Source organism: Nitrobacter sp. JJSN (assembly GCF_051912485.1).
Taxonomy (GTDB): Bacteria; Pseudomonadota; Alphaproteobacteria; order Rhizobiales; family Xanthobacteraceae; genus Nitrobacter.
In genome coordinates, this window is the sequence record NZ_CP196822.1 from 793,935 (window position 1) to 805,814 (window position 11,880).

8 protein-coding genes are annotated in these 11,880 nt (G+C 60.8%); 7 read left to right on the forward strand and 1 reads right to left on the reverse strand.

What is annotated here, in order from left to right:
* The first annotated feature begins 174 nt into the window (after nucleotides 1-174).
* The 3 genes from rfaD to ACSZOQ_RS04040 all read left to right on the forward strand — a co-directional run bounded on the left by rfaD (nucleotide 175) and on the right by ACSZOQ_RS04040 (nucleotide 4,617).
* Nucleotides 175-1,155, forward strand: coding sequence for an ADP-glyceromanno-heptose 6-epimerase (gene rfaD / locus ACSZOQ_RS04030; protein ID WP_439924746.1), 981 nt, complete (start codon nucleotides 175-177; stop codon nucleotides 1,153-1,155).
* A gap of 23 nt (nucleotides 1,156-1,178) precedes the next feature.
* Nucleotides 1,179-2,648: a D-glycero-beta-D-manno-heptose-7-phosphate kinase gene (rfaE1, locus tag ACSZOQ_RS04035; RefSeq protein ID WP_439924747.1), complete on the forward strand. Its 1,470-nt coding sequence runs from the start codon at nucleotides 1,179-1,181 to the stop codon at nucleotides 2,646-2,648.
* 61 nt (nucleotides 2,649-2,709) lie between these two features.
* On the forward strand, nucleotides 2,710-4,617 hold the full coding sequence (locus ACSZOQ_RS04040) for an SDR family NAD(P)-dependent oxidoreductase (RefSeq protein WP_439924748.1): 1,908 nt from the start codon (nucleotides 2,710-2,712) through the stop codon (nucleotides 4,615-4,617).
* A gap of 44 nt (nucleotides 4,618-4,661) precedes the next feature.
* On the opposite strand, the gene ACSZOQ_RS04045 is transcribed toward ACSZOQ_RS04040, so the two are convergent.
* Nucleotides 4,662-5,621 carry a lysylphosphatidylglycerol synthase transmembrane domain-containing protein gene (locus ACSZOQ_RS04045; RefSeq protein ID WP_439924749.1) on the reverse strand — a complete coding sequence of 320 codons (960 nt, stop codon included), beginning with the start codon at nucleotides 5,619-5,621 and terminating at the stop codon, nucleotides 4,662-4,664.
* A 686-nt stretch (nucleotides 5,622-6,307) separates the two neighbouring features.
* Here ACSZOQ_RS04045 and ACSZOQ_RS04050 point away from each other — a divergent pair.
* The 4 genes from ACSZOQ_RS04050 to murJ all read left to right on the forward strand — a co-directional run bounded on the left by ACSZOQ_RS04050 (nucleotide 6,308) and on the right by murJ (nucleotide 11,814).
* The gene (locus tag ACSZOQ_RS04050; RefSeq protein WP_439924750.1) at nucleotides 6,308-7,720 is read left to right on the forward strand and encodes a mannose-1-phosphate guanylyltransferase/mannose-6-phosphate isomerase; all 1,413 of its coding nucleotides are present in this window, start codon (nucleotides 6,308-6,310) and stop codon (nucleotides 7,718-7,720) included.
* Between the two features lie 333 nt (nucleotides 7,721-8,053).
* Nucleotides 8,054-9,079 (forward strand): Gfo/Idh/MocA family oxidoreductase, encoded by a 1,026-nt coding sequence (locus tag ACSZOQ_RS04055; protein WP_439924751.1) that lies wholly within the window; start codon nucleotides 8,054-8,056, stop codon nucleotides 9,077-9,079.
* 16 nt (nucleotides 9,080-9,095) lie between these two features.
* Nucleotides 9,096-10,244 carry a DegT/DnrJ/EryC1/StrS family aminotransferase gene (locus ACSZOQ_RS04060; RefSeq protein ID WP_439924752.1) on the forward strand — a complete coding sequence of 383 codons (1,149 nt, stop codon included), beginning with the start codon at nucleotides 9,096-9,098 and terminating at the stop codon, nucleotides 10,242-10,244.
* 43 nt (nucleotides 10,245-10,287) lie between these two features.
* Nucleotides 10,288-11,814, forward strand: coding sequence for a murein biosynthesis integral membrane protein MurJ (gene murJ / locus ACSZOQ_RS04065; RefSeq protein ID WP_439924753.1), 1,527 nt, complete (start codon nucleotides 10,288-10,290; stop codon nucleotides 11,812-11,814).
* Nucleotides 11,815-11,880: the final 66 nt, after the last annotated feature.

An 11,880-nucleotide genomic window follows, 5' to 3' on the forward strand; every position in this document is an offset into this window, starting at 1 on the left:
TTCGCCACCCGTTTTGCCGCAAACCCGGCAGGCGAATGTCAAATTCAAAACTCCACTGGAAAACTTATGGTTGCTAGTGGTCCTTTGATTCTGACATTTGCAAGACGTCTGCTGCACCGGGATGCAAATGTTAGAATCGGACCACTAGAGTCGTACATCCACGACGGGGACATCATGCTGCTGGTGACCGGGGGCGCCGGTTTTATCGGATCAAATCTCGTGGCCGCGTTGAACGACGCCGGGCGCGGCGATGTGACGGTGTGCGATGCGCTGGGGCATGATGGCAAATGGCGCAACCTCGCCAAGCGGCAGCTTGCCGATATCGTTCCGCCCGCAGAACTGATGAGTTGGCTCGACGGCCGTCGTCTCGACGGCGTCGTTCACCTCGGCGCGATCTCCGAAACCACCGCGACCGATGGCGATCTCGTCATCGAGACCAATTTTCGGCTGTCGCTGCGGTTGCTCGACTGGTGTACGGCGACTGCGACGCCTTTCATTTATGCCTCGTCGGCGTCGACCTACGGCGATGGCCGGCAGGGCTTTCGCGACGACCAATCGTTGGCCGCGTTGCGGGCGCTTAGGCCGATGAATCTCTACGGCTGGAGCAAGCACCTCTTCGACATGGCGGTTGCCGAGCGCGCCGCTGCCGGCGTGAAGTTACCGCCGCAATGGACCGGTCTCAAGTTCTTCAACGTGTTCGGTCCCAATGAATATCACAAGGGCGCCATGATGAGCGTGCTGGCGCGTCGTTTCGGCGATGTGAAAGCCGGCCGCACGGTGCAGTTGTTCAAGTCGCACCGCGAGGGCATTGCCGACGGCGACCAGCGCCGCGACTTCATCTATGTCGATGACGTGGTGCGCGTGATGATGTGGCTCCTGGCCACGCCTTCGGTCAGCGGTCTCTTCAACGTGGGAACCGGCGAAGCGCGTAGCTTTCGTGATCTGATGACAGCGGCCTATGTCTCGCTTGGCACAAAGCCGAACATCGAATACGTCGATATGCCCGAGCAGATTCGCGGTGCGTACCAGTATTTTACGCAAAGCGAGGTCGAGCGCTTGCAACGCGCAGGTTACAACGGCGGCTTCACGCCGCTGGAGGAAGCGGTCGACGCATATGTCAAAGGCTATCTCGATCGCGACGGTCGCTTTCGCTGACGGCCTAGCAGGTGAAGGGCTTGATGATCGATTTTGACGGCTTGTCGAATGCGTTTTCCCGCCAGACGGTGCTCTGCGTCGGCGACCTGATGCTCGACGAGTTCGTGTACGGCGAGATTTCGCGGATTTCACCGGAGGCCCCGGCGCCGGTCATCGCGGTTCAGCGGAGCGAAATCAATGTCGGCGGCGCCGGTAACGTCGCGCGTAACATCGCCGCGCTCGGTGCGCGCTGCATCTTTGTCGGATTGGCGGGCGAAGATGACGCGGGCGACAGGCTGCGTGCCACGCTCTCGCGCGAAAGCCTGATCGAGCCGCTATTGATTTTGGATCCGGCACGTCCGACGACGCGCAAGGTGCGTTTCGTTTCGGAGCATTTTTCGACTCACATGCTGCGCGCCGACTGGGAAACACCCGCTCCGGCGTCCGGGGCGGTGGAACAGGCCTTGATCGACGCCATTCTGCCACAACTGCCGCGCGCCGACATCGTATTGCTGTCCGACTATGCCAAGGGAGTGTTGACGGCGCGGGTGATCCGCGACGTCATCGACGCCGCGCGCGGGCTCGGCAAACGTGTGATCGTCGATCCGAAGAGCGCCAATTTCGCCGTCTATCGCGGCGCGACGCTGCTCACGCCGAACCGAAAGGAATTTGCGGACGCGACCCGCAGCCGCGCCGACGACCAGGAAAGCATTGCGACGGCGGCTCGAGAGGTGATGCGGCTCGCCGATGGCGAAGCCGTGCTGGTGACACAAAGCGAGCACGGCATGACGCTCGTGCCGCGTGAGGGCGAGGTCATTCATGTTCCCGCTCACACCGTCAAGGTTCGTGACGTGACGGGCGCCGGCGACACCGTCGTCGCGGCGCTTGCGGTGTCGCTCGCTGCGGGGGCCGATTGGGAGACCGCGTTGCGGACGGCAAGCGCAGCTGCGGCGGTCGCGGTCAGCAAAAGCGGGACGGCAATCGTCACGCTCGCCGAACTGCGCAGCAATATCCTGCCGCCAGCCTCTCTTGCGGCCGAAGTGAAAATCGCGCCATCGACGGACGAGCTGGAACGGCGTCTGTCGACTTGGCGTGAACAGGGCTTGCGGATAGGATTTACCAACGGCTGCTTCGATATCCTGCATCCCGGTCATGTCAAGGTGCTGACCGGAGCGCGCGCCACATGCGATCGGCTGATTGTCGGATTGAACAGCGACGCGTCCGTGGCCCGGCTGAAGGGCGAGGGCCGTCCGATCCAGAATGAGCGGGCGCGCGCGGAGGTTCTGGCGGCGCTCGAGGCCGTCGATCTCGTGGTGATTTTCGAAGAGGACACGCCGTTGAAACTGATCGAGCGGATTCAGCCGAACGTGCTCGTCAAAGGCGGGGATTATTCTCTCGAGCAGGTTGTCGGTCAGGAGGTAGTTACCGCACGAGGTGGCGAGGTTGTACTGATCGACATTCTGCATGGATTCAGCACGACGTCGCTGGTGAAGCGCGCAGGAGGCAGGGCATGAGAGCCTTGTTCCGCAGTGGCGGGTCTGTTTCCGCTTCTTATACCGTCCGGACCATCGCTTCATGAATCCGCGTCGAAAGTTTACCTCCCGGAATGTCCTGATCGCGCTGCATGACCTGATAACGGTCGTGGCGGCGCTGCTTATGAGCTGCTACTTCCGTTTTGATAATTATGATTTTGCCCTGCGCTTGGCGCTGCTCTTGAAGGCGCTACCCTATTTCCTGGTCATCAGCTGCGTTATCTTTTATGTCTTTAACCTGACGACGACAAAATGGCGGTTCATTTCCCTTGTGGACGCCCTCAACATCGTCAAGGCCTCCTCCGTTCTGTCATTTGTCGTCCTGGTCTTCGATTATGTCGTCATCGCGCCGAATCTTTACGGCACCTTCTTTCTTGGGAAGAAGACGATCTTACTCTACTGGTTGCTGCAGATATTCATGCTCGCAGCCACACGTTTTACCTATCGATATTTCCGCTATAAGCGGACGCTGATTCACGTAAAGGCCGACAACGCAACGCCGGTCATCGTCGTCGGCCGCGCCGCGGATGCCGAAATTCTCTTGCGCTCGGTCGAGAGCGGGGCGGTCAAACAATTACGGCCGGTCGGCCTGCTGTCGCCGTCGTCTGCCGACATTGGTCAGACGATACGCGGCGTTTCGGTCCTGGGGGGAGTGGACGACCTTGAGGAGGTGATAGCCGATGTTGCCGAGCGGCTGGGGCCAATCAAGCGCATCATCATGACGCCTTCCGCATTCGAGCCCGAATCTCAGCCGGAGGCCGTTCTCGCGCGCAGCCGCAAACTGGGCCTCAAGGTTAGCCGGTTGCCGTCGCTCGGCGAGGGAGGCGAGGTTCCACACCTGACGCCGGTTGCCATTGAAGATCTTCTGCTTCGCCCAAGCCGTACCATTGACTATGAGCGGCTCGAAGGGCTGATCAAGAACAAGTCGATTGTCGTGACCGGGGGTGGCGGGTCTATCGGGTCTGAAATCTGCAAACGCATCGTGACGTTCGGTGCGAGCCGGCTGCTGATCATCGAAAATTCCGAACCGGCGCTATACGCGATCATGGAGGTATTGGGCGACATAAGTCGGGCCGCCGTGGTGGAAGGCCGCATCGCCGACATTCGCGATCGCGAGCGGTTGATGCGCCTGATGAACGAATTCAAGCCCGACATCGTGTTTCATGCGGCGGCGCTCAAACATGTGCCCATTCTCGAACGAGACTGGAGCGAAGGCGTCAAGACCAACATTTTCGGGTCGGTCAATGTCGCGGATGCAGCGCTGGCGTCGGGCGCCGAAGCCATGGTGATGATTTCCACCGATAAGGCGATTGAGCCGGTGTCGATGCTCGGACTGACTAAACGGTTTGCCGAGATGTACTGCCAGGCGCTCGATCGCAAACTTGCGCAGCGCACGGATGGCAAGATTCCGATACGTCTGATTTCGGTCCGCTTCGGCAATGTGCTGGCGTCGAACGGATCGGTAGTGCCGAAGTTCAAGGCACAGATCGAGGCCGGCGGCCCGGTGACCGTCACGCATCCGGATATGGTCCGCTACTTTATGACAATTCGCGAGGCCTGCGATCTCGTCATTACCGCGGCGAGCCATGCGGCGATGCCGGAACGGCATGATGTATCGGTGTATGTGCTGAACATGGGCCAGCCGGTGAAGATCGTCGATCTTGCCGAACGCATGATCAGCCTGTCAGGCCTGCAGCCCCATCACGACATCGAGATCGTCTTTACCGGAGTGCGGCCGGGCGAACGATTGAATGAAATCCTGTTTGCGAGCGAGGAGCCTACAATCGAGATCGGTTTGCCGGGGATTTTGGCGGCGAAGCCAAACGAGCCGCCGATGGACATGCTGCAAAAGTGGATCGCGATCCTGGCGGATGCCGTCGCCAACGAGGACAAGTCGAAGATCCGCTCGGTCTTGAAGGATGCCGTGCCGGAATTCGCGGCACATGACTGACAGACATCGCCTCTCGTCTGATATCGCGCGAACAAGCTGCTTGATTATTCCGTGAGTTCGACCGAGGCCGGTCTTTTCTCGGTCCTCTCGATGCTGACGATCCAGACCAGTCCGCCGAGCACGCCGACGACAAAAAACACCGCACCGAACAGCAGCGAGATATTGACGCCTTCGCTTGTCGCTAGTCCGGCGTATCCGAAACTGAGGGCCATGGAAGCTTCGCGCACGCCCCATCCGGCTATCGAGATCGGCAGCATCGTAATCAGCATGACTGGTGGAATGAGCAGAAAGATTTCGCTGAAAAGGATCGGCGCGGCAATCGCCCTCACGACGCACCACGCGATCACGACGGCGAGGACATGGATGAGCAGCGACAGAAATGCAATCTTCCGCCTGCGTTCGCGATTGAAGATGGCATGATTGGTGATGACCGAGCAGGCGCGAAGATGGTTCGCAGCCCGAATATTCCTGAGCCAGGGCCAATGCAATCTGCCCAAAAGCAGGAATCCTCCGCCGGCGGCCAGCGCGGAAAAATCGACGAACAGCAGCGCAAGCCGGCCTTGGGGGTCGCCGATCAGCCGGTAACTCCAAGGCAGACTCGCGACGATCAGCACGGCAAGCGCAATCAGCCCGATCGCGCGGTCGACGAAGATCGAATAGGCCGCTGCCCGCCAACCAGCCGGGCCACGTCCGACCAGCCAGAGCCGCATGGCGTCGCCGCCGATGGATGAGGGCAAGGTCTGGTTGAAGAACGAGCCGATCATGCAGTAGCGCACCGCTCGCGCGATCGAGAGAGGCGCACCGCAGTCGGCGCTGATTTCCCGCCATCGCATGGCGCTGACAAAAACCTGCAACAATGTCACGGCGATTGCGAGTGCGATCCAGCCGGCGCTGGTAAAATCGAGACGCGAGACGAGATCGGAGAAATCGACCTTGCGGAGCGCGAGGTAGAGCAAGGCAGCCGAGATCAGTATTTTTGCCGTTGAAAGCAGGATCTGGCGCATTGCGCTTGTGTGTGTCGAGGTTAAGTTGGCGGTCGGAACCTTCGGGACGACAATCCGTGGCCTGATTGCCTTGGTATGGTTTTGGACGACGTCTGGCAATAGTCGATCGGGAATTGCGATCTCCTTCGAGGCCGTGAGTTTAGAGGCCCGGCTATCATCCGCCGTGGCCTGCGCATCCTGAGGAATAAAATGTCGGATCACCCGATACTGGTCACTGGCGCGGCTTCGATTCCAACCCCACGGCTTTTGCAAATCAAATTTGCATTATCGGCAACAACAGGCCGGCAGAATTGATGAATGCCGTCGCCCTTCTGGAGAAGGAGCTTGGACGGACGGCACGGAAGGAAGTGCTTCCGATGCAGCCGGGCGATGTTCTAGCCTCATCGCGTATATCGATGATCTCACCCGCGACGTGGGTTTTCCGTCCCCCGACATCGCCTGAAGCCTGGTATTGTCGTTATCATCGGGTCGGCCAATGGTCGGATTCTAATACTTCATCCCGTTGCGGCAGAAATTCTTGCAAATGTTAGAATCAATGGACCACCAGAACTCCGGTAGTGTAGCGGTTGGGGTTCGCGTCATGACCCTGATCCAGTGTCCCAATGATCCGGGTTCGCCTCAAGGAGGCTGCAAGGATGCGCACTTCGGAATCGGGACGCTAATGGACAGCATGGGGAGATTGTATTGTGAGTGAGCGTATCATCCCCCTCGTCATGTGTGGTGGCGCGGGAACCCGGCTATGGCCGGCCTCGCGGGAGGGCCGCCCGAAGCAGTTTCTGCCGTTGTTCGGGTCAGGTTCGACGTTTCAGGATACGCTGAGGCGGGTTTCCGATCCCGCGCTGTTCGAGCGGCCGATCGTGGTCACCAACGCCGCCTACCGTTTTACGGTGCTTGAACAACTCGCGGAGATCGGGCTTGAAGCCGACATCCTGCTGGAGCCCGCACGGCGCGACTCCGGACCGGCGATCGCCGCGGGAGCAGCCTTCGCACAGATGCGTGACAGCGCAGCCGTCGTGCTCGCGCTCGCCGCAGATCACGTGGTGCGCGACACGGATGCGTTCGTCTCTGCCTGCCGTCAGGGATTAGCTGCCGCGAATGCCGGCCGCATCGTGACCTTCGGCGTCCGACCGGAGCGGGCGGCAACCGAATATGGCTATATCAGCCCCGGCGCGGCGATTGTGGGCGAGGTACGCGCGGTGACGACCTTCGTCGAGAAGCCCGATCCGCAAACCGCCGCGGGTTACGTCGAGGCGGGGTATCTCTGGAACAGCGGCAACTTCATGTTCCGTGCCTCGGTGCTGCTCGATGAATATCGCAACGTCGATCCCGAGAGCGTTCGCGCGGTGACGGATGCCGTGACCCATGCCGGCCGGGATCTCGGCTTTGTTACGCTCGATCCGGACGCCTTCGCGAAGGCGCGGACGATTTCGATCGATTACGCGGTGATGGAAAAGACCGCACATGCCGCCGTGGTGTCGGTCGATTGCGGCTGGTCGGATGTCGGATCCTGGCACGCGGTGTGGGAGTTGTCGGACAAGGATAGTCAGGGCAACGCGGCGCAAGGGACCGCCGTATTCGAGGATTCCCGCAATTGCAATGTTTCAACCGACAAGGCACTGGTCGCGCTGGAAGGCGTTGATGATCTTGTGGTGGTGGCGACGCAGGATGCAGTGCTGGTCTCGCGCCAAAAGGACGCCAACGGGCTGAAACGTCTGGTCACGAAGTTGAAGGCCGTGTCACCGCAGATCACGGAAGAGCATCTCCGGGTCCATCGGCCCTGGGGCGCTTATCAGTCGATCGATAGGGGCGAGCGGCATCAGGTCAAGCACATCACGGTGAAGGCCGGCGAGCGGTTGTCGCTGCAAAAACATCATCACCGCTCGGAGCACTGGGTCGTGGTCCGGGGCACCGCGAAGGTGACGGTCGATGACCTCGTCAAGACCGTGCACGAGAACGAATCGATCTATATTCCGATCGGAGCCGTCCACCGGCTGGAAAACCCCGGCAAGATTCCGCTGGAACTGATCGAAGTGCAGACCGGCAGTTATCTTGGCGAAGACGATATCATTCGGATGGAGGATGACTATCGGCGAAGCTGAACTGCTGCGTCGAGACGAATCAGCTAATCTGTGGAAACACTACCCAAGCCCTGTTTAGCGACACTACTAATCGGCCTACAAGTTTTGAGTATCGTGTAATTCTTTGAATCAAAACGTGTTGGGATTGTTATTCCTCTAATCGCCACTTCCGTTATGGCATGCTAGAGAGAGCGCGCGGTCGGGTTCGGGGGTGCTGAGAGCATTTTCCGGCTAAGTGGAATCCGGTTAGCCGTAAGAAAATGCTCTCAATCAATAACTTGCGCGTATTCTGATTGCAAAACCGGGGTCCACTTTTGCGGAATACGCGCTAGCCGGTCGATTTTGGGGTACCTGATGAGTTCGAAGCCATCTGCATTGAAGGCTGCTGCATTGAAGACTGCAGGATCCGAGCGCGCGCTGCGCGTCGGCGTGATCGGCGCCGGTATCATGGGCAGCAATCACGGTCGCGTGTTGGCCGGTCTCGCCGGCGTCAGGCTTGCTGGCATCGTTGATCCCTTGCCCGCGCACCGCGCTCGTGCGACCGAAATGATCGGATGCCGAACATTCGGGACATTTGACGAACTGATGGCGGCTGGCGTCGACGCCGTCACTATTGCCGCGCCGACACATCTTCATTGTGAACTCGCGCTGGCCTGCATCGAGCGCGGTGTTCACGTTTTGGTCGAGAAGCCGATCGCCTCGACGGTCGAGGAGGGTTGCGAGATCGTTACGGCGGCTCAGCGTGCCGGCTTGACCTTGATGGTCGGTCATGTCGAGCGCTTCAACCCGGCAGTCGTCGCCATCAAGCAGGCGATCAAGGGTGAGGATATTCTCTCGATCGCGATCACACGGGTCGGTCCGTTCCCGCCACGCATGTCGAATGTCGGTGTTGTGATCGACCTTGCCGTGCATGACATCGATCTGATCCGCTGGTTTACTGAATCCGAAATCGTCGACGTGCAGCCCCAGCTCTCTAGCGCCGTCGCCGAGCGGGAGGATATCGCGCTGCTTCAGTTCCGGACCGCGTCGGGCGTGCTAGCGCATATCAATACGAACTGGCTGACGCCTTTCAAGGCCCGCAACGTAACAGTCGCGACCCGTGGCAAATACATCATGGGTGATCTGCTGACTCGCCAGGTCACCGAATGCTTCGGGTTCCAGCCGGACGGCAGCTATTCCATGCGCCACCTTCCGGTAGGCCACGATGAACCCTTGCGCGCCGAACTGATCTCGTTTGTCGATGCGGTGCGTTCGGGCAAAGCTCCTGCGGTGAGCGGCGGCGAAGGCGTCGCCAGTCTCGAGATCGCGATCAAGTGCCTTGAAGCTCCGTCTTCCGTCGTGCCGCCGGTGCGGCCAGCTGCGCGCCGCGCCGCCGGCTGATTGTCTAGAGGACTGAATGCAGCAGCATATGCCTGCAAGGGCGATTCCGTTTATCGACATCGTCGAACAGCGCCGTCGGCTCGGCACACATATCGACGATGCGGTTGCGCGGGTGCTGACGCATTGCCAGTTCATCAACGGCCCCGAAGTCGCACGTCTGGAAGCCGATCTGGCCGTGTTCAGCGGCGCCAGGCATGTCGTGGCCTGCGCCAGCGGCACCGATGCGCTGCTGATGGTGCTGCTGGCAAAAAACGTCGGCCCCGGCGATGCGGTGCTCTGTCCGACATTCACGTTCTGCGCGACCGGCGAGGTTGTGGCGCTGCTCGGAGCGACGCCAGTGTTTGTCGATGTTGATGAAGCGACGTTCAATATCGACATCGCTTCGCTCAAGAGCGGCATTGCGGTCGCGAAAAAGCAGGGCCTCCGGCCCAAAGCCATCATACCCGTCGACCTGTTCGGTCAGCCCGCCGATCACGATGCGATTGCGGCGGTTGCCGCGGCCGAGGGCATGTTCGTTCTGGATGACGCCGCGCAAGGCTTCGGCGCGACGTACAAGGGGCAGCGGCTGGGTACGTTCGGCCTCGCGACCGCGACCAGTTTCTTTCCCGCCAAGCCGCTCGGCTGTTACGGCGACGGTGGCGCGATCTTCACCGACGATGCCGAACTGGCGGATACCTTGCGCAGCGTGCGCGTGCACGGGCAAGGTTCCGACAGGTACGACAACGTGCGGCTGGGTCTCACGGGGCGCATTGATACCGTGCAGGCGGCGATCCTGATCGAAAAACTCAGGATATTTCCTGATGAAATCACGGCGCGGGACGCGGCCGCCAAGCGTTACAATGACGGCCTCGGGCATGTTGCGATCGTGCCCCGCGTCGCGCCGGATTGCACGTCGGTATGGGCGCAGTACACCATTCGGCTGCCGAATGGGGGTCGCGAGGCGCTGGCCTCGACCCTGAAGGCGGAGGGCATTCCGACCGCGATCTATTATCCGAAGTCGCTGCATCAGCAGACTGCCTATCGGAATTTCCCGGTCGCGGCCGAAGGTCTTCTGGTCAGCGAAAGGCTGTCGACCGAGGTCATCAGCCTACCGATGCATGCTTATCTGGATGAACCGACGCAGCAGCGGATCATCGAGGCTGTGCGCGCCGCGCTTCCGAACTGATTTCGCCATTTTGCGCCGGGAGGCGATCCTGTAGAAACGCCGGATGCTTGGACGCATTTTCACCGTCGGCGGATATACGCTGCTCTCGCGGCTGACGGGATTTGTGCGCGACATCATGCTTGCCGCGATTCTCGGTGCCGGACCGGTCGCGGATGCCTTCTTCGTAGCGCTTCGGCTGCCGAATCATTTCCGGGCGATTTTCGCCGAGGGGGCCTTCAACGCGGCGTTCGTGCCGGCTTATGCGCATGTCTCAAGCGGTGGCGCAGTTTCCGCAAAGCTGTTCGCCGACCGCATCTTCACCCTGCTGTTACTATCGCAGGTGATCCTGCTGGCGATAGCGTGGCTGTTCATGCCGCAAGTCATCGCGCTGCTGGCACCCGGCTTCGTTGATGACCCGGTACGCGGCGAACTCGCCGTTTCGCTGACGAGGATTACCTTTCCCTATCTGCTGCTGATCACGCTGGTGACGCTGTACGGCGGCATGCTCAATGTCATGCACCGCTTCGCTAGCGCGGCGGCGGCGCCGATCTTCCTCAACCTGTCGATGGTCCTGACGCTGGCGCTCGCGGCATTCTTCCCCAATGCCGGATATGCGGCGGCGTGGGGCGTGCTGATCTCCGGGTTCTTGCAGTATTTTCTATTGGTGGCCGACGCCGCGCGTCACGGCCTGATGCCGCGGCTGACGCGGCCGACGCTCGATGCCGACGTGCGTGGGTTCTTTCGTGCGCTGGGGCCGGCCACGATCGGTTCGATGGGCACGCAGATTGCGATGTTCGCCGATACTATCATCGCCACCTTCCTCGCCGCCGGTGCGTTGTCGGCGCTGTATTACGCCGACCGGCTCAATCAGTTGCCCATTGGCGTGATTGGCATTGCCATCGGCACCGTGCTGCTGCCCGAGATGTCGCGGCGGATCACCACCGGCGATCACGAGGGCGCGATGGCATCGCAGCGCCGGGCATTCGATTTCACGTTGCTGTTTTCTGTGCCGTTCGTGGCCGCCTTCCTGACCGTCCCCGACGTGGTCATGCGGGCGATGTTCGCACGGGGTGCTTTTTCGAAAGCGGACGCGGCAGCAGCCGGCGCGACGCTCGCCGCTTACGCGGTGGGCCTCATCCCCTTTGTTCTGATCCGCAGTGCGGTCGCCACCTTCTACGCTCGCAAGAACACCGCGACTCCGGTGATGGCCGCATTGACCGGGGTGGCGGTCAACGTCGCGCTGAAAATCGCGCTGGTGGGGTCGCTCGCGCAGATCGGCCTCGCGCTTGCCACGGCGGTCGGAGCCTGGATCAACCTTCTACTCGTGATCGGATTTGCTGTGCGGGCGGGATACTTCGAGGTTGGCCGTCCGCTGCTGGTCTCGCTCGGCAAGTTCCTCATCGCGGGCGTGGTGCTCGCGGCGGCGCTGTGGTTCACCGCGCGCTTCGCCTCGGGGCAATTCGCGTCCTGGAGTTCGATGCGCGATGAAGCGGCCCTTGGATTGCTGATCATCGTCGGTGCGCTCGTCTATGCCGGCGCGGTTTTGCTGCTGTTCGGCCCACGCTGGCTCAAAGCGCTGGTGCGGGCCTAGAAGCGAACTTCTGAACCGCCACACGAGCATTGCGCTCGGTGTGGTTCAGCGGCACTATCGCGATAA